At 70.8% G+C, this 21,173-nt stretch carries 17 protein-coding genes and 3 pseudogenes; 8 read left to right on the top strand and 12 right to left on the bottom strand.

Features of this window, described 5'->3' with window-relative positions; genetic code table 11:
- The first annotated feature begins 56 nt into the window (after window positions 1–56).
- Window positions 57–551: a hypothetical protein gene (locus tag OHA64_RS13375; protein WP_405612483.1), complete on the top strand. Its 495-nt coding sequence runs from the start codon at window positions 57–59 to the stop codon at window positions 549–551.
- Between the two features lie 12 nt (window positions 552–563).
- Here the strand turns inward: OHA64_RS13375 and OHA64_RS13370 are convergent, their stop codons facing one another.
- Both OHA64_RS13370 and OHA64_RS13365 read right to left on the bottom strand, forming a co-directional pair.
- A complete protein-coding gene (locus OHA64_RS13370) occupies window positions 564–1,004 on the bottom strand; it encodes a VOC family protein (protein WP_405612481.1) in 441 nt (146 codons plus the stop codon).
- A gap of 49 nt (window positions 1,005–1,053) precedes the next feature.
- Window positions 1,054–1,650, bottom strand: a complete 597-nt coding sequence (locus OHA64_RS13365) for a pyridoxamine 5'-phosphate oxidase family protein (protein WP_405612479.1) — start codon at window positions 1,648–1,650, stop codon at window positions 1,054–1,056.
- Window positions 1,651–1,810: 160 nt separating this feature from the next.
- Here OHA64_RS13365 and OHA64_RS13360 point away from each other — a divergent pair, with 160 nt between their 5' ends.
- On the top strand, window positions 1,811–4,807 hold the full coding sequence (locus OHA64_RS13360) for a bifunctional [glutamine synthetase] adenylyltransferase/[glutamine synthetase]-adenylyl-L-tyrosine phosphorylase (protein WP_405612477.1): 2,997 nt from the start codon (window positions 1,811–1,813) through the stop codon (window positions 4,805–4,807).
- Between the two features lie 84 nt (window positions 4,808–4,891).
- On the opposite strand, the gene OHA64_RS13355 is transcribed toward OHA64_RS13360, so the two are convergent.
- Window positions 4,892–5,824, bottom strand: coding sequence for a phosphatase PAP2 family protein (locus OHA64_RS13355; protein ID WP_405612475.1), 933 nt, complete (start codon window positions 5,822–5,824; stop codon window positions 4,892–4,894).
- 112 nt (window positions 5,825–5,936) lie between these two features.
- A pseudogene (locus OHA64_RS13350) lies at window positions 5,937–6,421 on the bottom strand (LacI family transcriptional regulator); the annotation flags it as partial.
- 2 nt (window positions 6,422–6,423) lie between these two features.
- On the opposite strand from OHA64_RS13350, the pseudogene OHA64_RS13345 reads away from it, so the two are divergent.
- The 5 genes and pseudogenes from OHA64_RS13345 to OHA64_RS13325 form a co-directional block, all read left to right on the top strand.
- Window positions 6,424–6,627 (top strand): annotated as a pseudogene (locus tag OHA64_RS13345) (sugar ABC transporter permease); the annotation flags it as partial.
- 98 nt (window positions 6,628–6,725) lie between these two features.
- Window positions 6,726–6,953 (top strand): annotated as a pseudogene (locus tag OHA64_RS13340) (ABC transporter permease); the annotation flags it as partial.
- Window positions 6,954–7,110: 157 nt separating this feature from the next.
- Window positions 7,111–8,805 (top strand): glycoside hydrolase family 13 protein, encoded by a 1,695-nt coding sequence (locus tag OHA64_RS13335; protein ID WP_405612473.1) that lies wholly within the window; start codon window positions 7,111–7,113, stop codon window positions 8,803–8,805.
- 171 nt (window positions 8,806–8,976) lie between these two features.
- The gene (locus tag OHA64_RS13330) at window positions 8,977–10,599 is read left to right on the top strand and encodes a SpoIIE family protein phosphatase (protein ID WP_405612471.1); all 1,623 of its coding nucleotides are present in this window, start codon (window positions 8,977–8,979) and stop codon (window positions 10,597–10,599) included.
- 40 nt (window positions 10,600–10,639) lie between these two features.
- A complete protein-coding gene (locus tag OHA64_RS13325; protein WP_405612469.1) occupies window positions 10,640–10,993 on the top strand; it encodes a 5-carboxymethyl-2-hydroxymuconate Delta-isomerase in 354 nt (117 codons plus the stop codon).
- Between the two features lie 36 nt (window positions 10,994–11,029).
- On the opposite strand, the gene OHA64_RS13320 is transcribed toward OHA64_RS13325, so the two are convergent.
- From OHA64_RS13320 to OHA64_RS13310, 3 genes are all read right to left on the bottom strand, one after another.
- Window positions 11,030–11,719, bottom strand: a complete 690-nt coding sequence (locus OHA64_RS13320) for a TetR/AcrR family transcriptional regulator (protein ID WP_405612467.1) — start codon at window positions 11,717–11,719, stop codon at window positions 11,030–11,032.
- Between the two features lie 202 nt (window positions 11,720–11,921).
- Window positions 11,922–13,871 carry a hypothetical protein gene (locus tag OHA64_RS13315; protein ID WP_405612465.1) on the bottom strand — a complete coding sequence of 650 codons (1,950 nt, stop codon included), beginning with the start codon at window positions 13,869–13,871 and terminating at the stop codon, window positions 11,922–11,924.
- Window positions 13,872–13,920: 49 nt separating this feature from the next.
- The gene (locus OHA64_RS13310) at window positions 13,921–14,421 is read right to left on the bottom strand and encodes a tetratricopeptide repeat protein (RefSeq protein ID WP_405612463.1); all 501 of its coding nucleotides are present in this window, start codon (window positions 14,419–14,421) and stop codon (window positions 13,921–13,923) included.
- A 136-nt stretch (window positions 14,422–14,557) separates the two neighbouring features.
- Here OHA64_RS13310 and OHA64_RS13305 point away from each other — a divergent pair, with 136 nt between their 5' ends.
- A complete protein-coding gene (locus OHA64_RS13305; protein ID WP_405612461.1) occupies window positions 14,558–15,007 on the top strand; it encodes a hypothetical protein in 450 nt (149 codons plus the stop codon).
- A 66-nt stretch (window positions 15,008–15,073) separates the two neighbouring features.
- On the opposite strand, the gene OHA64_RS13300 is transcribed toward OHA64_RS13305, so the two are convergent.
- From OHA64_RS13300 to glnII, 5 genes are all read right to left on the bottom strand, one after another.
- The gene (locus OHA64_RS13300; RefSeq protein ID WP_405612459.1) at window positions 15,074–16,657 is read right to left on the bottom strand and encodes a DUF1996 domain-containing protein; all 1,584 of its coding nucleotides are present in this window, start codon (window positions 16,655–16,657) and stop codon (window positions 15,074–15,076) included.
- Window positions 16,658–16,860: 203 nt separating this feature from the next.
- Window positions 16,861–17,514, bottom strand: a complete 654-nt coding sequence (locus tag OHA64_RS13295) for a LuxR C-terminal-related transcriptional regulator (RefSeq protein ID WP_405612457.1) — start codon at window positions 17,512–17,514, stop codon at window positions 16,861–16,863.
- Window positions 17,499–18,776: a sensor histidine kinase gene (locus tag OHA64_RS13290; protein ID WP_405612455.1), complete on the bottom strand. Its 1,278-nt coding sequence runs from the start codon at window positions 18,774–18,776 to the stop codon at window positions 17,499–17,501. The genes OHA64_RS13295 and OHA64_RS13290 overlap by 16 nt, the downstream gene beginning before the upstream one ends.
- Before the next feature lie 131 nt (window positions 18,777–18,907).
- A complete protein-coding gene (locus tag OHA64_RS13285) occupies window positions 18,908–19,531 on the bottom strand; it encodes a winged helix-turn-helix domain-containing protein (protein WP_405612453.1) in 624 nt (207 codons plus the stop codon).
- A 370-nt stretch (window positions 19,532–19,901) separates the two neighbouring features.
- Entirely contained in the window at window positions 19,902–20,930 is a 1,029-nt protein-coding gene (gene glnII / locus OHA64_RS13280) for a glutamine synthetase (protein ID WP_405612451.1), read from the bottom strand.
- Window positions 20,931–21,173: the final 243 nt, after the last annotated feature.

Genomic DNA, 21,173 nt, shown 5'->3' with positions numbered 1-21,173 from the left:
TCTCGATGAGGGCGCTCGCCGGCACAATGACCCCATGACCCCTCACCGAAAGGCCGATGCCGCGTAACCGGCCCGGCGCGCTGCGGGGGACGCAGCGGCTTCGTCACCGTCCGCGCGGTTGGCAGACCCCCGTTCCGGACCGCATCCACGGCCTCTCCGCCCGCACCAGTCTCGCGATTCACCGGTACGAGGCACTCTCGGCCGACTACTACGTCTTCCCCGGCGTCACCGACGCCGCGTTGCGCCGCTACCGGGCCTTCCTGAGTCCGCCGGGGCGGGGGATCCGGTACCCGTACCTGGACGACTGCGACTGCCGGGGCTGCTTCCTCAGGGACGTCAGACACGCCCGCGACATGCTCGGCACGGCACTGCGGAACCTGCCTCCGCGGGCCCGCGCCGAGCTGGGGCGCCTGGTCGACGCCTTGGACGCCGACTATCTCGCCCGTACCCTGCCGGACCCGTTCGTCCTCGACCGTCGGGAGTGGCGCCCCCACGTCTGGTGGTACCGCAGGCTGGAAGGGTGCCGGTACGCGCAGAGCGGGCGCGTCTGATGCCGGCGGCCGTCACTCGCCCCGTGTGGCCAGATCCGCCAGCACCTTGTGCAGCGGCTCGCTCTGCCGGCGGCGGTACTCCTGGATCGCCCAGCCGTTGCCGTCCGGGTCCTTGAAGTACATGAAGGTCGCGCCGTCCTGCGGGGCGAACTGCTGGGGTTCGCTGACGTCGAGGCCGCGAGCGGTGAGTTCCTCGTACGCGGCCTTCGCGTCCGTGACGCACAGCTGGAGGCCGTGGTACGTCCCCGGCTGCGGGGTTCCCGTCGGCACCTGGAGGCCGTCGACCAGGGCGATCGAGCAGCCGGAGCCGGGCGGGGTCAGCTGGACGATCCGTACGCCCGGCATCACATCCCCGTCGAGGTCCACGTGGAAGCCGACCTTGTCCCGGTAGAACTCCTTGGCCCGGTCCACGTCGGACACCGGCAGCAGGACCACTTCGAGGCTCATGTGCATGGAACGACTCCTTCGTCGTACGTCACCCGCGTCCCGCCACCCGGTCGCGTCACACGAACCGCCACCGCGTCTGGCTGAACGGCTCCCCCTTACCGAAGCCGAAAACCGTGTGGGGCGCCACCGCATAGACGACAGCGTGTCCGGGACCGTGGTGGAAATACCCCTCCCGTACCTCGAAGTGCCAGAAGTCGCCGTACTTGGTCTCCCACGCGGCGGCCAGCTCCCGCAGACGGCCGTCGTCCGACACCCGCACCGCCTCGCCCTCCACCGCCAGGTCGTAGCCCATGTCCCAGATGTTGGTGCCGGTCGTCAGCACGACGTTCGGGTTGTGTGCGAGGTTCTTCGCCTTGCGCTCGTCCGGGCCGGTGCAGAAGTGCAGCGCGCCGTACGCCCAGACCGCGGGCAGCGGGGTCACGTGCGGTCGCCCGTCCGGCCGTACCGTCGAGATCCAGAACAGCTCGGCCGCGGCGAGCAGCGCCTCGGCGTCCGGCCAGGGGATCGCGACGGCCGTCTCGTCGCTGTACCGCGGATCGAGCCGGGACGCGGGGGTCCGCCCGGCGTCCGCACCCGTGCCCTCACCTGGACCCACACCCGTCTCGGCGCCGGCGCCGACGGCGGCATCCGTCCCCGTGTCCTTGTCCGTCATCAGTTGGCCCTCCAGACATGTCCTACCCCCAGGCCTTCCCCGGCCGCCCCGGTACAGACCCGCCGAGCTGTCACAACTCATCGGCGCACACCCCGGCGCTTCTCGCCACCTCTCCGGTTAGGCTCGGGCGCGTACGACCTTGATCGGACAGGAGGCCGGGATGACGGCGCCGGGGCGCAGGAGCAGTACCTTCACGCGACTGCTGCGGCACGGTTTCACCGATCCCTCCGCCGCCGAACGCCTGCTCGACAGCGTGGAGCTCGCACCCATCAGCCGCGACCCGGTCCTGCTGGAGGCGCTGGGCGCGACCGCCGACCCCGATCTCGCGCTGCACGGCCTCGTACGGTTGCTGGAGGCCCAGCCCGATCCCACGGCCCGGCGTGAACTGCTCGACACGGTGATAGCGGCGAAGCCGTTGCGCGACCGGCTGCTCGGTGTGCTCGGAGCGTCCGCCGCGCTCGCCGACCACCTGGCCCGGCACCCGAACGACTGGCACGTCCTCTTCATGTACGAGCCGCGCGACCTGCACCCCGGTGTGGAGGAGTTCGAGGACGGCCTCGCGGAGGCCACCGACCCGGTCTCCCTGCGCGTCGCCTACCGGCGCTGCCTGTTGTCGATCGCCGCCCGGGACGTCTGCGGCACCACCGACCTCTCCGAGACCGCGGCCGAGCTCGCCGACCTGGCCACCGCGACCCTGCGCGCCGCCCTCGCCCTGGCCCGCGCCGCCGCGCCGGAGGACGCCGCGCGGTGCCGGCTCGCGGTGATCGCGATGGGCAAGTGCGGCGGCCACGAACTGAACTACGTCTCCGACGTCGACGTCATCTTCGTCGGCGAGGGTGTCGAGGGCGCCGACGAGGACAAGGCCGTCAGGTCCGCCACCAAGCTCGCCTCGCACATGATGCGGATCTGCTCCGAGACCACCGTCGAGGGATCCATCTGGCCGGTCGACGCCAACCTCCGCCCCGAGGGCAGGAACGGCCCCCTGGTGCGCACGCTCTCCAGCCACCTCGCCTACTACCAGCGCTGGGCCAAGACCTGGGAGTTCCAGGCCCTGCTCAAGGCCCGCCCGGTGGCCGGCGACATCGACCTCGGCGAGGAGTACGTCGCAGCCCTCCAGCCCCTCGTCTGGAAGGCCGCCGAGCGGGAGAACTTCGTCCCCGACGTGCAGAAGATGCGCCGCCGGGTGGTCGAGAACATCCCCGTCGCCGAGGTCGAACGCGAACTGAAGCTCGGCCCGGGCGGCCTCAGGGACGTCGAATTCGCCGTGCAGCTCCTCCAGTTGGTGCACGGACGGGCCGACGTCTCGCTGCGCAGCGGCACCACCCTGAAGGCACTCCAGGCGCTCGCGACCGGAGGGTACGTCGGGCGCTCCGACGCCGTACAGCTCGACGACGCCTACCGCTTCCTGCGGTCCATGGAACACCGCATCCAGCTCTACCGGCTGCGGCGCACCCACCTCGTTCCCGAGGACCAGGCCGACCTGCGGCGGCTGGGCCGTTCCCTGGGCCTGCGCGCCGACCCGGTGACCGAGCTGATCCGAGAGTGGAAACGGCACACCGGCGTCGTACGGCGACTGCACGAGAAGCTCTTCTACCGTCCGCTGCTCGACGCGGTCGCCCAACTCGCCTCCGGCGAGGCCAGGTTGAGTCCCGAGGCGGCCCGGGAGCGGCTGGTCGCCCTCGGATACGCTGACCCGGCGGCGGCCCTGCGGCACCTGGAGGCGCTGGCGTCCGGCGTGAGCCGGAAGGCCGCCATCCAGCGCACCCTGCTGCCGGTGCTGCTGGGGTGGTTCGCCGACTCCGCCGACCCGGACGCGGGACTGCTGGGCTTCCGCAAGGTGTCGGACGCGTTGGGCAAGACGCCCTGGTACCTGCGGCTGCTGCGGGACGAGGGTGCGGCGGCGGAGAACCTGGCGCGCGTGTTGTCCGCCGGCCGGCTCGCCCCCGACCTGCTGATGCGCGCGCCCGAGGCGGTCGCCCTGCTCGGCGACGGCGACGGCGGCGGCCTCGAACCGCGCGGGCGGGCCCACCTGGAGCAGGAGATCCTCGCCGCGGTCGGCCGCGCGGACGGGGCCCTACAGGCGGTCACGGCCGCTCGCGGCGTCCGCCGCCGCGAGCTGTTCCGTACGACCGCCACGGACATCGTCGGCACCTACGGCACCGAGGCCCAGCAGGCCGAGGCCGACCAGGGCGCCCTCGTGGACCGGGTCGGCGGCGCGGTGTCCGACCTGACGGCGGCCACCCTCGCGGGCACCCTGCGCGCGGTGGTGGGGGACAACTGGGGGGAGACCCTGCCCACCCGGTTCACGATCATCGGCATGGGCCGCTTCGGCGGCCACGAACTGGGGTACGGCTCCGACGCCGACGTGCTGTTCGTCCACGAGCCCCGCGAGGGCGTCGACGAACGCGAGGCCTCCCAGGCGGCCAACAAGGTCGTCTCCGAGATGCGCCGGCTGCTGCAGATCCCGAGCGCCGACCCGCCGCTGCTGATCGACGCGGATCTGCGGCCGGAGGGCAAGTCGGGGCCGCTGGTCCGCACACTCAAGTCCTACGAGGCGTACTACCGCCGCTGGGCCCTGGTCTGGGAGGCGCAGGCCCTGCTGCGGGCCGAACACGTCGCCGGGGACGAGGAGCTGGGGCGCCGATTCGTCGAGCTGATCGATCCGCTGCGGTACCCGCCGGCAGGGCTGGACGACGACGCGGTACGCGAGATCCGGCGGCTGAAGGCGCGCATGGAGTCGGAGCGGATGCCGCGCGGCGCCGACCCCAAACTGCACACCAAGCTCGGGCCCGGCGGGCTGTCCGACGTCGAGTGGACCGTGCAGTTGCTGCAGATGCGGCACGGGGCACAGGTGCCCGGACTGCGGACCACCCGCACCCGCGCCGCCCTCACCGCCGCCCGCGCCGCCGACCTCCTCACGGCGGAGGAGACCGCGACCCTCGACGAGGCGTGGGTGCTGGCGACCCGGGTGCGCAACGCGGTGATGCTGGTGCGGGGGCGGGCCGGCGACACCTTCCCGTCGGAGGTCCGCGAACTGGCCGCCGTGGGGCGTTACCTCGGGTACGGCCCGGGGCACGTCGGGGACATGCTGGACGACTACCGGCGGACGGCACGCCGGGCCCGGGGCGTGGTGGACGAGCTGTTCTACGGCGGCTGAGCCGACGCCCGACGCCCGAGGGCCGCCGCCCGACGCCCGACGCCCGACGCTCGACGCCCGAGGGCCGCCGCCCGAGGGGCGGTGCTACACCCTCGTCGGCAGCAAGGGGCGGTCCGTCTCCTTGCCCTTTCCCGTCCCCGTCCCCGTCTCCTTCTCCGTCCCCTTTTTCTTCCCCGTCCCCTTCTCCTTCTCCTTCTCCGGGACCCGGCGCGGCAGCGCGTACGGCAGGGCGCCGTACCAGAGCCGCGCCACGGTGAAGCCGAAGGCCAGGCAGAGGACGCCGCCCACCGCGTCGAGCCAGAAGTGGTTGGCGGTGGCGACGATGACCACCAGGGTGAGCGCCGGGTACAGCATGCCCAGCACCCGCACCCACGGCACCGACGCCAGCGCGAAGATCGTCAGACCGCACCACACAGACCAGCCGATGTGCATCGACGGCATCGCGGCGTACTGGTTCGACATGTGCTTCAGGTCGCCGGAGGCCATCGAGCCCCAGGTCTGGTGGACCATGACGGTGTCGACGAAGTGGCTGCCGTTCATCAGACGCGGCGGGGCCAGCGGATACAGGTAGTAGCCCACCAGGGCGACCCCGGTGGTCGCGAAGAGCACGAGACGGGCCGCGGCGAAGCGACCGGGATGACTGCGGTAGAGCCAGACCAGTACCCCGAGCGTCACCACGAAGTGCAGCGTCGCGTAGTAGTAGTTCATGCCCACGATGAGCCATGTCATCGAGTTCACCGTGTGGTTGACCGACTGCTCGACGGCGACGCCGAGACCGTGCTCGACCTTCCAGATCCAGTCGGCGTTGCGCAGCGCCTCGGCCCGCTGCTCCGGGACCGCGTTGCGGATCTGTGAGTACGTCCAGTAGCTCACCGCGATCAGCAGGATCTCGAACCAGAGGCGAGGCCGACGCGGAGTGCGCAGTCGGCGTAGGAAGCCCCGGTTCGTTTCGGTCGCGGCGGGGGACGGAACGGCCGGTTCGCGGCCATCCTGTGTCGTAACGGTCGTCTCGCCCATAGGGGCAGAGTGTGCCAGAAAAGCCATGTCCCACCGATCATCCCTCGGTCGGGTCCGGGACGCACCTCCTCAACGCGGAAGCGGGCTGGAAGCTACGACACGATCACGTCGTGGCCAGGCCCAGCAGGTCCTGCGTGGTGCGCACGGAGCCCTCGATCTTGCGCTGCACGGGCATGAACCGCTTCGGTCGCCCCAGCGCCAGGCCGATCCTGGTGTGCCCCAGGGAGACCAGATGGGTCACCGCCGGCGTCATCGCGGCCCGGTCGTCGGGGGGATGAAGGGCGCCTGCACCTGCGGCGAGAAGCCGTCCACGAGGACGAAGGGAACGCCCTGGGCGCACAGCTGTTCGTGGCGCTGCGTGTCGGCGGTGGTGTCGGCGTACAGCCCGGAGACGTGGATGATTCCGGCCACGCCCCGGTCGACGAGCATCTCGGTGAGCTCGTCCTCGGTGGAGCCGCCCGGGGTCTGGGTGGCCAGCACGGGCGTGTAGCCCAGCCTGGTCAGCGCCTGGCCGATGACCTGGGCCAAAGCGGGGAACATCGAGTTCTCCGGCTCCGGAGTGATCAGGCCGACCAGGCCCTCGCTGCCCTGCCGCAGATGCCATCGTCTTCCCGCTGGGCGGGAACACCGCCCCCGACGCCCAGATCCTCGTCACCTGGGCGTGCTACCTCGACTTCGGACAGCAGCCGCGTGACTTCGCGCAGTCGGCCGCCTACGGCATCCTGCTGCTGACATCCTGATCGTCTTCACCTCCTTCTACCGCCGCTGGCTGAACCGCCCATGACGAGCAGCTCGCGATCTGAGGCAGGAGTCCCCATGAGCACGACCACTGTCGAGACCACCGCCGTGACCGAGCCGGATTCTCCGGCCGCCCCGAAACGGGGAACCCGCCGCGGCGAGAGCGGCGAAGGGCTACTTCGACACCATCCCGTTCGAGATCGACGAGGCGGGACGCGTCGACGGGCTGCCCCCGTTCGGCACGTCCGCGCGGCTGATCCTGACGATCGCCAAGTCGGGCCTGGCGGTCGCGGCGTTTTACAGTTTCCTCACCGCCTTCGGCGAGGTCGCCTCCGCGGCCACGTTCATGCTGTCCGACACGAAGTACACCTTCGCCGTCGGCCTGCGAACACCGCGGTCAGGACGGACCCCCGAGCCTGCCCGGGCGGGCGGCGGCCGCGGGATCCTCCCCCAAAGGGGAACCCGGACCCCGAGGCTGCCTCGTCACCCGCCGCCGTACACACACAAGACTCGATGACCGAAATACCCCTTCACGTACCAAGGACGTCATGAGCCAGCACCACTCCGCCGACCAGGCCCCCACCTCCTCTCGCGAAGCAGCTGTCGTCACCGTCGCGGGGCGCCGCGACTGGTGGCGGGACGCGGTGATCTACCAGGTCTATCCGCGCAGTTACGCCGACAGCAACGGCGACGGCATGGGCGACCTGGAGGGTGTCCGTACCCGGCTGCCGTATCTGCGCGACCTCGGCGTGGACGCCGTGTGGCTCAGCCCCTTCTACGCCTCCCCGCAGGCCGACGCCGGCTACGACGTCGCCGACTACCGGGCCGTGGACCCCATGTTCGGCAACCTCCTGGACGCCGACGCGCTGATCCGTGACGCGCACGGTCTGAGCCTGCGGATCATCGTCGACCTGGTCCCCAACCACTCCTCCGACCAGCACGAGTGGTTCAAGCGGGCCCTCGCCGAGGGCCCCGGCTCACCGCTGCGGGAGCGCTACCACTTCCGCCCCGGCAAGGGCGCGGGCGGCGAACTCCCGCCCAACGACTGGGAGTCGATCTTCGGCGGCCCCGCGTGGACGCGGGTCACCGAACCGGACGGCACACCGGGGGAGTGGTACCTGCACCTCTTCGCCCCCGAGCAGCCCGACTTCAACTGGGAACACCCCGCCGTCGGCGACGAGTTCCGCTCCATCCTGCGCTTCTGGCTCGACATGGGTGTCGACGGCTTCCGTATCGACGTGGCCCATGGCCTGGTGAAGGCGGACGGGCTCCCGGACCTCGGATCCCATGATCAGGTGAAGCTGCTGGGCAACGATGTCATGCCGTTCTTCGACCAGGACGGCGTGCACGAGATCTACCGCCAGTGGCGGCTCGTTCTCGACGAGTACGCGGGCGAGCGCGTTTTCGTGGCCGAGGCCTGGACACCGACGGTCGAGCGCACCGCCAACTACGTCCGTCCCGACGAACTCCACCAGGCGTTCAACTTCCAGTATCTGAGCACGGAGTGGGACGCGGCCGAGCTGTGCGAGGTCATCGACCGGACCCTGGAGGCCATGCGCCCGGTGGGTGCCCCCGCCACCTGGGTCCTGTCCAACCACGACGTCACCCGCCACGCCACCCGCTTCGCCAACCCACCCGGCCTCGGCACCCAGATCCGCACCGCGGGCGACCGCGACCTGGGCCTGCGCCGGGCGCGCGCCGCCACCCTGCTCATGCTGGCGCTGCCCGGTTCGGCGTACGTCTACCAGGGCGAGGAACTCGGCCTCCCGGACGTCGTCGACCTGCCGGACGAGGTCCGTCAGGACCCGGCCTACTTCCGCGGCGCCGGCCAGGACGGCTTCCGGGACGGCTGCCGGGTGCCGATCCCGTGGACGCGCACGGGATCGTCGTACGGCTTCGGTGACGGAGGCAGCTGGCTGCCGCAGCCGATCGGCTGGGGCGAACTGAGCGTCGAGGCGCAGACCGGCGTCGTCGGCTCCACGCTGGAGCTGTACCGTGCCGCCCTCGCCGCCCGCCGCGACCATCCCGACCTGGGCGCGGGCGACCGCGTGGAGTGGCTCAAGGCCCCCGAGGGCCTGCTGGCCTTCCGCCGCGGCGAGTTCGTCTGCGTCACCAACACCGGCGGCGAGTCGGTGACGACTCCGGCGTACGGCCGGCTGCTCCTCGCCAGCGGCGAAGTGGCCGAGACGGACGGCGAGGCGAAGCTGCCGGCGGACACGACGGTGTGGTGGACGCGGGCCTGACAGCCCTTCCGAAGATCGCGCGTCAATGTCCTGTCGGCGGGCGTCGGGCACGTTCACCGTTCCGGGGCGGACCGTGGCCGTATTCTCCCCGATTTCCTGACAAGGGCATTACCTTGGTGGGGCAGACCCAGATCCCCGGTCTGTCCCACCGGTGTGTCCAAAGGCTGGCAAATGGATGTCGACGGCAAGCGGACAGGTACGACCGTCCTGGTCGTGGACGACGTGGCGGACAGCCGGTACGCCATGGCCGCCGTGCTGAGCCGTGCCGGTCACCGGGTCGTCCCGGTCGCCACCGGTGGCGAGGCGCTCACCGAAGTCGACGCACGGCTGCGCAAGGGGAGCCTGCCCGATGTGGCCCTGATCGACGTGAACCTGCCGGACATGAGCGGCTTCGAACTGTGCCGTCTGCTCAAGGAGCGGCCGCACACGGCCGGGCTGCCCGTCGTGCACTTCTCGGCCCTCACGGTGCCTCCGGGCAATCGCTGCCAGGGCCTGGACGAGGGCGCCGAGGCGTATCTGACGGTGCCCGCCGAGCCCGAGGAGATCGAGGCGGCGGTCCGGGGGGCGGCGCGCGGCGCTCGCCTGCGGGCCGACGACCGGGCGCTGGTACGGCGGCTGACCCTGCTCTCGGAGACGATCGTCACCATCCAGGCCGCGCGTTCCCCGCGGGAACTCGCCGACGCCGCCGCCGAGGGCACCGCGCGGCTCATCGGCTCTCCCGCCGCCGTCTTCGTCCTCGACCAGGACGACGAGTTGCACTGCGGCCTCTCCCGGGACCGCACCTCGGTCGCGCTGCCGGACGAGAGCGCCCACCTGACCGTCGCCGGCCTGCTGCGGCGGCTCGCCCGGGGGCAGGCCGGGGTGCAGATCACCACGGTGCCCGCGCCGCTGTGGCCCGCCGGGTTCTTCCGGCCCGGTGTGCAGCACGACGCCCGGCTGGCGCTGGTTCTCACCCAGGACGGCAAGTCCCCGGTGTGCCTGGCCGTGCCCACGCGGGGGCTGCGCCGGGCGGGCCCCGAGGCGGAGGCCCTGCTGGCCCGGCTCGCCCAGGCCACCGCGCTCGCCGCCGAACCGCTGCTCATGTACCAGGTCGAGCGCCATGTCGCCCTCACTCTCCAGCACAGCTTCCTGCCCCAGCCGCACCGGCTGCCCGAGCTGCCCGGCGTCGACGTCGTGGTCCGCTATGTGCCCGCGTCCCGCGACACCGAGATCGGCGGCGACTTCTACGCCGCGCTGCGCGCCCCCGAGGGTGTGCTCGCCGCGGTCGGCGACGTCGTGGGGCACTCGCTGGAGGCGGCCACCGTCATGGTCGAGATCCGGCACGCGCTGCGCGCCTACTGTGTCGACGAGAGCGACCCCGCGGTGCTCGCCGAGCGCCTCGACCGGATGCTCCAGCACTACCACCCCGACGTCACGGCCACCGTCTGCCTGGCCCTGATCGACCCCGGCACCGGACGCACCCGGATCGCCAACGCGGGCCACATTCCGCCGTTGATCATCCGGGACGTAGGCGTCGCCGACTACGCCAAGGCCGCGGGCCCGCTGCTCGGCCTGGGCCTGCCCCACCCGCCGCCCACGGAGCTGTACCTCGAATCCACCGACCGGCTCCTCATGGTCACCGACGGCCTGATCGAGACCCGGGGCACGGACCTGGAGGTCTCGATGGAACACCTCCGCTCGGCCGCCTGCGGTGCCCTGCCGGGCCCGGCCGCCCTGTGCGACACCCTGCTGGCCTGCTTCGGCCACGAACGCGAGGACGACATCGCCATGCTGGCGCTGCAACTGAAGAACTAGGGTGGGCAGGTCCGCCGCCTGAGAACAGGAGTGCCTGCCCATGCCGCAGATCATCGTCGAAGTCTCCTCGGGGCTCGACCACGTCGACTGGCGCGGATTCGCCCGCGAGCTGCACCCCGTCGTCGTCGAGACAGCGGCCGCACGGCTGGAGGCGTGCAAGACGCGGATCCTGCGGACCGAGGACGACATCGTGGGAGCTGAGGCGGAGGGGCACGCCATCGTCCATGTCACCATCGCCCTGCTGGCCGGCCGGACCGACGAGACCAGGGCGCGGCTCACCGAGGCCGTTCTGGAGCTGCTGGGCAAGTACGTCGAGCCCACCGACGGCCTGACGGTGCACGCCTCCGCCGAGACCCGCGAACTCGACCCGTCGTACCGGAAGTTCGAACGTTAGGCGCGGGGAAAGAGCCCTGGGAAGCCTTGGGGAGCTCTAGGACGCCAGCGCGATGAGCCGGGTCACCAGGTCGCCGAACGGCCCGTCGCCCGGCTCGTCCTTGAGCATGCGGTTCAGCAGCCCGCTCATCTCCTCGTCGTGCGCCGCGCTCACGGCCGCGAGCGCGGCGAAGTCGTGTACGAGCTGCACTTCCAGGTCGGCACGCGGGATGCGGCGCCCGTCCAGCCAGATCAGTGCCGTCGACTCGGCGAGCGAGATCCACGAGCGGACGACCATGTCCAGTCGCGCGGGCGGATCCGGCACGCCGAGATGCGAAAGGATCTGGTTGTACGCGGCCTGTCGTACGGAGTCGATGAGCGCGTTCGTCGCCGAGGAGCCCACCGCCGGACCGCCGCGCATCAACGCCGAGAAACCGGGCCCGTGATCGTCGACGAAGTCGAAGAACCGCCGCATCACCCGCAGCATCCGCGACCCCAGCGGCCCCTCGTGCGGTTCCACGAACCGGCCCGCCAGATCCTCGGCGGCGCGCTTCAACGCGGCCTCGTACAGGCTGAGTTTGCCGGGGAAGTAGTGGTAGACCAGAGGCCGTGAGATGCCCGCCGCCGCAGCTATCTCGTCGATGGAGACCTCGTCCGGCGACCGGCGGCTGAAGAGGTCGAGCGCGACGCCGATCAACTGCTGCCGCCGCTCTTCGACACCCATTCTGCGGCGTACCTCGGTAGTCATGCGAACACCTTACCGATCGGATCCGGCCCCGAACGGACCGGACCGGCCAGCGGTGTTCACATATTCGGCACGAGACCCGCACCCTACGTCCGTGGCACCGGGTCCGCCGCGACCCTCAACGTCCGCCCGCCGCAGGGGAGTTCGACGTCGAAGGCGCCGCTCCCGCCGGCGACCGGTCCGTCCGTGGCAGCCAGTGCACGGACTACCCCAGCCCGTTGATCGACCGCCCGCCCCGCAGGGTGCCCTTCAGGTCGGCCCGAGCGCCCTGCTTGGTCTTCACGGTCAGCAGATTGCCCTGTGCGGTCCCGCCGGCCGCGCCCGTCGCCGTGATCGACGTGGTGCCCCGGCTGCCGGCCGCCAGCAGGTACCAGGACCCCGCCTCCGACTTCCACAACACCCCGGCCAGCACATGCGGGTCGCGCGGGCCGCAGGCCGGCACGTTCTCGGCCATCGTCGCGACCGCCCCGGACGCCGCGCCCGGCGTCTGGAACTGCGCCAGTACCCGGGTGCCGTCGCCCCGCCAGGTCTCGGCCCGGGTGCACGCCCAGGCGGCCGAGCCCCTCGTGTCGGGCAGCGGCTGCGTGGCGTACTCCCAGGCGTTCACGCCGCGTACGCCCGCGGCGCGCACGGCGGACAGGGAGCAGGCGAACGGGGCCCAGGTACGCAGCCCGGCGGCCGCGGACGCCTCGTGTGTCGAGCCGGGCCGGCCGGTGGTGAGGTGGGCCGGAACCAGCTCGTTGAGGTCTGTCATCAGCCGGGTGCTGCCGGAGACGTCCGTCAGCTGGAGCACGTTCCACGAGGTGCACGTGCCGCTCTGGGCGGCCGGGCCGGACAGGGGTGCGGTGACGCCGCCGGTCAGGGAGAGGTCCATCGCCCCGGAGCCCGGCTTCAGCAGGTCCCGCTCGGCCGCCTGCTTCACCCAGGGAGCCGTCAGATAGCGGACGTTGCCGTCGGTCCGGCTCAGCACCACCGAATTCGCCTCGGCACCGGTCGCACCGTCGACCCGCGCGAAGTCGAGGGCGGCCCCCTTCGTGCTGTCCTTCGACTCCGCGTACCGGGCGATGCGCAGACCGTCGTAGAGGATCACGACGCGCACGGCGTCCACGGTTCCCGCGTAGAGCAGCTGGGGCGGTCCGGCCGGGCCGCCCGACGGGGTGCCGGGGGTCGCGGAGACCCGGACGCTCCCACCGGGGCGTGCCCAGACCGCGAGGGCGCGGCGGAGGAGTGCCCGGTCGCCGGTGAGGCCGCCGCGGGCCGGCCACACCGAGAAGTCGGTGCGCGCGGAGGTCTCCCACGCGGTGGCGGCGACCTTGGTCACCCTGGCCGGGTCCAGGGCGGCCTGGGCGGCCGGGTTGCGCGCGTACGCGGGTGCGGCGGCGCCGTTGGGGCCCCAGCCGTCGCCGGGCAGGCCGAGCAGCGCCCCGCACACGGCGACGGCCGCCACCGCGGCGAGCGCCGCCTTGGTGTGCTGCCTGCGCCGCATCAGGTCGGTGGGCCGTGCCTGCAGCGAACAGGGGTCGAACTCGGGGGATTCGAGCAGCTCGTACCGTGCGGCGACACCGCCCGCCTCGCTCAGTGCGGCGTCCACGCCGTCGACACCCGCGGCCTTCAGCACCTTGCGTACGTCGCTGTCCGGGAGCTTCTCCAGGCCGCGCAGCACATACGCGGCGCGAGCCGGGCCGGACAGGGCCGACAGCTCCTGGTCCAGGGCGAGTTCGTCGGCGCCTCCCGAGCGCGGGAACAGCTTGAGCCCCCAGACCTGGGGGAGGGCCGGCGGCAGTTGGGAGCGCTTGGGCCAGGCCAGGCGCCTCAGCGGCAGGCCCGCCTCCAGTGCCGTACGCAGCACCTGGAGGCGGACGAGGGCGTACCCCGGGTCACCGTCACGGCCGGTGGACTGGGCCGGGATCACGGGCGCGGGCGTGCGGCCGCGGGGCAGGGCACGCTGGGCGAGGGCGTGCGCTGTCAGGACGCGCCTGCCCCGGCCGAGACCCGGCGGGAGCACCAGATAGGCGAGCCGCACGAGCCGCGGATAGTGCTCGACGAGCGCGGCCTCGGCCTGCTCGACGTCCACGAGCGGATCGCACGACGAGGCTGACGAGGCTGCGGAGGAGGAGGGGCGGCCGGGGCGCGGGGCGACATCCTGTGACTGCACGTTCAGCAGAACGAGCGAATCGGCGGATGGTCACCACCACCCGGGTGACTCATGCCTCCGGCGTGACCAGGGCCCGGGCGTAGTTCGCCATCGACCGTTGGTACCGCGGCAGATGGGGGGCCAGGGCGCCGAGCACGAGGGACAGGCCCTCACGATCGCGGCCCAGGCTGGACAGGCACAGCGCCAGAGTGGCCCGTATCGCGTCGTCCAACTCGTCGGAAGACGCGTCCAGTTCGGGCGTCAGCAGCTTGACACCGTCCTCCGCCCGCCCGACGTTGCGCAGCGAACTGGAGAGCTGGATCTTCGCGCGCCGGCCCTGGTAGCCGCTCAGTCCGCGAGCGAGGGCCTCCTGGTACAGCGGCACGGCCCGGTCCGAGTGACCGGTCGAGTCCCAGGCGCAGGCCCGTTCGAAGGGGCCGAGGGGGCTGTCGGCCGGCAGTTCGGCGACCAGGGTGTCGATCACGGCTCGGAAGTCGGCCGCGTCCTCTTCCGCGTAGTCGTCGAAGGTCGCCCAGGCGGCGGTCACGCGATCTTCCCAGTCTCGGTTCATCGGGCCACCTTGGCATGCGCGTGCTCATCGGGGCATCCGATTTGAGCGCGGCGGGCTTCACAGCCGTATCGAAGGGGACGGGCCCCTCGCCGGGGCCGCCTGAGGCATGGTCTGATACATGCGACCGGAGGAACAGATGAGGCTGACCCGACCGATACTCGCGCTGGGCGGCGCGGCGCTGGTGCTGGCGCTGGCAGGCTGCGGCTCCGGCGACACGAAAAAAGAGGCCGCCGTACCAGAGGCGGCCACCGGCAGTCTGGAGCACCTGGCCGCCGAGGTGAAGTGCACACCGGACATGCAGACCGACGCCGACGAGATCCGGCAGGCGATCTGCAAGAACCCCGACGGCAAGTTCATCCTCGCGACCTTCGCCACCGACCGCGGCCAGCGCGAGTGGATCAACGGGGCGAAGGACTACGGCGGCTTCTACCTCGTCGGTCGCAAATGGGTGGCCGTCGGCCACGAGGATGTGGTGGCGTCGCTGCGCGGCCGGCTGGGCGGCACGTTGGAGGAGGGGACATCGCACTCCTCGCACTCCTCGCACTCCCCGGGCGAGGAGGCGTCGCACGCCGGACACGACGGCTGACCCACACGAAGAAGGCCGGTGACGGGAACTCCGTCACCGGCCTTCTTCATTGGATCACGTCAGCTGCTACTGGCAGTTCTGCCCGTCGTTGATGCAGGTGACCACCTTGTTCATCAGGTTCTCGTCCATGACGTTGATGAAGTCGTTGTGGTCGGTGATCGGCTTGTGCAGCTGCTCCGGGAAGCCGTCCACGGCGTACGGGGCCTTCACCTGACCGTTCTCGACGGTCGGGGCCGGCACGTCGTACACCAGGCGGACCTGGAGCTGGGGGATCGCCTTGAAATTGTTCGGGCAGCTGCCGTCCTGCTGGACGAAGGCCACGTGGTCACGGTGGTTGGCGCTGTCGATGTTCTGGCCGTCCCAGCAGCTCTGGAAGTTCGAGGTACGCACCACCTGGCTGCCCTCGGGGCAGATCACGTACTTGTCCGTCACCTGCCTGTCCTCGAAGCCGGTGCAGCTGAACGAGGTGTTGGCGTTCGCGTCGCCGTTGGTGAACGCCTTGGCGTCACCGGTGATGATGCGCAGGAGCTTCGGCATCGCGACGACGTCGCTCTTCTTGTTGCCCACGAACTTGATCTCGGCCTGGCTGGCCTTGAGGATCTTGCCTACGTTGCCCTCGGCGCCACCGCCCAGGTCACCGGCGTCGAACTCCTGAGTCCCGTCCTGCAGACGCAGTACTGGCCAGTAGTAGGTGGACTTGTCGCCCTGGTTCTCGCACGACGTACCGGCCTTCGTCAGGTCGTCGTCGCTGGCGAACGCGGTGTTGCCCTGGTTGCCGACGTAGTCGTGCGTGTGGTGCGCGCCGTTGTCGACACCAGGGGCCACGATCAGGTTGTCACTGTTGAACAGGTTGTTCTCGTTGACACCGCACTTGGTGGTGAAGGTGCCGGCGGAACCACCGCCGCCGTTGGCGGCCAACCCGTTCTGCAGGCCCCGGGAGTTGGGCTGAACCTGGTTGATGTCGACGAAGTCGGCGGCCACCGGGCCGGCGGCCCCGTTGCCGTTGTCACCTTGGTTCTGACCCTGGTCCTGCCCTTGGCCCTGGTCCTGCCCTTGGCCCTGGTCCTGCCCTTGGTCCTGGCCCTGGTCCTGCCCTTGGTCCTGCCCCTGGTCCTGACCCTGGTCCTGACCTTGGTCCTGACCCTGGTCCTGACCACCGGCGGTGGTCTCCGGCTGCTCGGCTGCCATGCCCTTGCACTCGGCGAGCTCGGCGAGGTTGCCCGGAGCGTTGCCGCCCACGCGCCGGATATCGATCCCGATCCGGTCGATGACCGCGGTCCTCTTGGACTTCAGCGGACCGAGAATCGAGTTGTTGACGAAGCCCGAGTCACCGGTCTGCGCCTGACGCGTGGAGGCGAGGCGGGAGTACGCCTCAGTGATCTGCTTGTCGAGGTCGGCCAGCTCCTTGTCGACTCCGGCGCGCGCGCCGTCAGGTACGTCAGTCAGCTGTTGTCCGACGTCCGGGCACTGAATCGTGGCGACTTGCGCGCTCGCGGCCTTCGTCTGGTTCTGCGCCCCGTCGTTGGACTCGTGTGCCGAAGCGTAGAAGTTCGCCCAGATCAGCCCGCCCCCCCCGAGCGCTAGGGCCGCCGACGCGGCTACGGCCTTGGTGGCCATCGACGAACGGCGTTTACGTGTGTTGCGTCCCATGGAACTCCTCTGACTTCCTTGCGGGGCAGCATCGAGGCGCCCGACAGGAGTGAAGCGGCTCCCTTTCATACGCGGGGGGCCCCACGGGTGTTCAGCCGTCTCAGAAATTGGTGAGAGATTCGTGTGCCAACTGAGGTGTCAACTTCCTCCGGGATACCGAGAGTTGTTGATCCTCTACGACACGTGCGCATCAGGGTCCGTTTTCAGTGGTCCTGGTCCAGATGGGCGAGAACCGCCAGGACGCGCCGGTTGTCGTCGTCCGACACCTCAAGTCCCAGTTTCATGAAGATGTTGGAGGTGTGCTTGGCGATCGCCCGTTCCGTGACGACGAGTTGCGCCGCGATCGCCGCGTTGGACCGGCCCTGCGCCATCAGCTCCAGCACCTCCCGCTCCCGCGGGGTCAGCCGGCCCAGCGGTTTGTCGTCGGCCGCCCGCCGGGACAGCAGCTGCTGGATCACCTGCGGATCCATCGCCGTCCCGCCCGCCGCGACCCGTCGTACGGCATCCACGAACTGCTCCGCGTCGAACACCCTGTCCTTGAGCAGATAGCCGACCCCGCCGGTGCCGTCGGCGAGCAGTTCGCGCGCGTACAGCTGCTCCACGTGCTGGGACAGCACCAGTACCGGCAGCCCGGGTCTGGCCCGGCGGGCGTCGAGCGCGCACTGCAGGCCCTCGTCGGTGTGCGTCGGCGGGAGCCGGACGTCGACCACGGCGACGTCCGGCTCCAGTTCGGCCAGTGCACGGGCCAGCTCGGGCCCGGTCTCGACGGCCGCGACGATCTCGAAGTCGTAGGCCTCCAGGAGCCGGACGAGGCCGTCGCGCAGCAGGAACAGGTCTTCGGCTAGGACAACGCGCAAGGGATCTCCATGGTGACCATGGTGGGACCGCCCGCGGGAGAGCTGACGGCCAGGACGCCGTCGAATGTACCCAGCCGTCGCTCGACCCCGGCCAGGCCCGAACCGGCCTCGATCACCGCGCCGCCCTTGCCGTTGTCGGTGACGGAGATCCGCAGCATCCCCCCGCCCTCGTCGACGTGGTGCAGGTCGACCCAGATCCGGTCGGCGCCGGAATGCTTGACCGCGTTGGTCAGCACCTCGCTGACGGCGAAGTACGCGGCAGACTCCACCGGCGCGTCCGCCCGGCCGGACAGGTCCACGTCCACCTCGGTGGTGAGGGGCAGCCGCAGCGCCAACGCCCGTACGGCGTCGCCCAGTCCGCGTTCGGCGAGCACCGGGGGATGGATGCCACGGACGAGGTCGCGGAGTTCGGCGAGTGCTTCGGCGGAGGACTGGCGGGCCTGCGAGAGCAGCCGCTTGGCCTGCTCCGGGTCCTTCTCCACCAGTACCTCGATGGTGCCGAGGTCCATGCCCATGGCGACCAGCCGGGCCTGTGCCCCGTCGTGCAGGTCCCGCTCGATGCGCCGCAGTTCGGCAGCCGAGGTGTCGACCGCGTCCCGCCGGGTCTCGGTCAGCACCCTCACCCGCTCGGACAGTTCGCCCTGGCCGGAGGCGAGCACGGCCCGGGTCATTTGGAAGTGGACCTCCAGCAGTCGCGGAGTGAGGAAGTGGGCGAAGAAGAGCAGGACCAGCCCGAGGGCGGCGGCGCCGAACGCGGAGACCTGCCCGGTCACCGGCACGAAGGCGTACCAGTAGACGTCGTCGGGGAACACCCGCCACAGCCCGGCCGCCAGCGCGAACCCCTCGAAGGGGTAGAGCAGCAGCGCGGCCGGCAGCAGCGCGGTGAGGAACCCGGCCGTCATGTCCACCGGCAGCCACCTCAGGTCGCGCCAGGTCGCCGGGTCGCCCAGCATCCCGAAGGTGCGCGTCCACGGGTTGGCGCCTTCGGGCATCGCACGGTACGCCGACGGGATCCGCACCCCGTACCACTCGGCCGCCAGGATCCGCCGCCGGTCCGCGAACGCCCGCACCCCCGTGAGCACCCACGGTGTGGTGACGATCCCGACCCCGATCGGTATCAGCGCGATCGACACCAGCGACAACGTGAACAGCACCACCGCCACCGGCAACACCACGAGTGCCAGCCCGAGTCCCCGCAGCGCCGCCCGAACGAACCCCCGCACCCGGGTGTGGCCCTTGTCGCTCTTCGTCTCTATGGTCATGCCGTCAGTCTGGCCGAGGCACCGCCACCGGACACGGGGCTTGAACGGCCGGTCAGGGGTGGTGCCAGATACACTCCTGGCCGCCGGGGCCTGCCCCGGTCCCGCCGGCCAGGGAACCAACCGGCAGAAGATCAACGCCCGGTCGGCGGCGTGTACTTGTAGCCGACTCGTCGCACCGTCTGGATCGCCCGGCGGTGCTCGGCGCCCAGCTTGCGGCGCAACCGGGCGATGTGGACGTCGACGGTACGGCCGTCGCCTACGTGTCCGTAGCCCCAGACGGTGGTGACCAGCTGATCGCGGGTGTGCACCCGGTGCGGGTGGCCGACGAGGTGGGCGAGCAGCTCGAACTCCAGGTAGGTGAGGTCGAGCTCACGTCCGTCCACCGCGGCGGTGCGCTGCACGGTGTCGACCCGGACGAGCGGGTCGACCGCGCCGGCGGCCTTGTCGCCGGCCTCCGGCACCATCGGTACCACCGGCGTGTCCGGACGGTCGGGCACCGCTGTCGGCAGGAACGGCGGCTGCTGGTCGGCCGGCACCAGCACCAGGTAGCCGACCATCGGCGGCTGACCGGGCAGCGTCGGCAGGGTGTGCGGGGGAGCGGGCAGCCAGGTGGCCCCCGGAGGTAGGAAGCCCGCGATCTCGACCACCTCGTCCCGGTCGACGGCACGCAGACGGTGCCGGGCGGAGCCGTTGGCCGAGGGGGAGGGGACGGAGGGGGCGGTGCGGGCGGCGGAGAGGGAACGAGTGGTCGCCATGAGTGTCAGCTCTTTCGCGCGAGGAGTCGTCGAGGGGACGTACGTCGTGTCGCGCTGGCCGAAGGCCGGGAAGTACGGCGTTAGAGGGCCGGCGCGTTCGTCGCGCGGCAACACACCCGGTCGAAGTCGTGGTGCTGACGGGAAGGCCAGAACGGCTCCAGGTCGTGGCGACCCGTCGCGGTGTTCCTCTGGAAGCTGGCCATGGGTTCATTGAAGCAGACGGACGGCGTCAAGAGGACCCTCCTTCCACAGCTTGGACGCACCTCGGCGTGAAGTAGGCGACGTCGGCCGACGGGGAACGCATACGCGAGGGGCGCCCACCGTGGCGGTGGGCGCCCCTCGCGAAGACGCGGTGCGGATCAGCCGCGGATCAGACCTGGCCGGCCTTCTCCAGGGCGGAGCAGCAGGTGTCCACGATCAGGCGGGTCACCAGGTACGGGTCCACGTTGGCGTTGGGACGGCGGTCCTCGATGTAGCCCTTGCCGTCCTTCTCGACCTGCCACGGGATACGGACCGAGGCGCCACGGTCGGAGACACCGTAGGAGTACTCGTTCCACGGGGCGGTCTCGTGCAGACCGGTCAGGCGGTCGTCGATTCCGGCGCCGTAGTTCTTGACGTGGTCGAGCGGCTTGGAGCCCTCACCGAGCGACTCGGCGGCGGTGATGATCGCGTCGTAGGTCTCGCGCATCGCCTTGGTGGAGAAGTTGGTGTGCGCACCGGCGCCATTCCAGTCGCCCTTCACCGGCTTCGGGTCCAGCGTCGCGGCGACGCCGAAGTCCTCGGCGGTGCGGTAGAGCAGCCAGCGGGCCACCCACAGGTGGTCGGAGACCTCCAGCGGGGAGACCGGACCGACCTGGAACTCCCACTGGCCGGGCATGACCTCGGCGTTGATGCCGGAGATGGCGAGGCCCGCCTTGAGGCAGTTGTCCAGGTGCGCCTCGACGATGTCACGGCCGAAGATCTCGTCGGCGCCGACACCGCAGTAGTAGCCGCCCTGCGGGGCCGGGAAGCCGCCCTTGGGGAAGCCGAGCGGGTAGCCGTCCTTGAAGAACGTGTACTCCTGCTCGATGCCGAAGATCGGCTCCTGCGCGGCGAACTTCTCGGCGACCTCGGTGAGCGCGGCACGGGTGTTGGACTCGTGCGGCGTCATGTCGATGTTGAGGACCTCGCACAGGACGAGGATGTCGTCGCCGCCGCGGATCGGGTCCGGGCAGGAGAAGACCGGCTTGAGGACACGGTCCGAGGAGTGGCCCTCGGCCTGGTTCGTGGAAGACCCGTCGAAGCCCCAGATCCCCAGCTCGGCACCCTTGGCGTCGTCGGCAAGTATCTTCGTCTTGGAACGGAGCTTGGCCGTCGGCTGGGTGCCGTCGATCCAGATGTACTCAGCCTTGAAGGTCACGGGCCACTTCCTTCGGGGTGTGTCTACACGCACGTGCGGGTGCTGCGGCGCTGCGGCACTGGGACGCCGCGGTTGATGCCGGGCAGCCTGTCAACAGGCGATTTCCCGATCATTGCTCGAGTGTGAACCCCGTGTTACCGGGCCGTTCTGTGTCACGACTCACGGCGTGAGGACCCGGTCGGCGGAGCTAGTGGTTCGGAGACGGCTCGTATGCGATGGGGTTGTGAACTGCTGCCGCGGAAC

Source organism: Streptomyces sp. NBC_00076 (genome assembly GCF_045041235.1).
In the GTDB taxonomy this organism is placed as follows: Bacteria; Actinomycetota; Actinomycetes; order Streptomycetales; family Streptomycetaceae; genus Streptomyces.
Note: the sequence above shows the minus strand (reverse complement) of the source record. Positions and strands in the feature narration are given on the sequence as shown.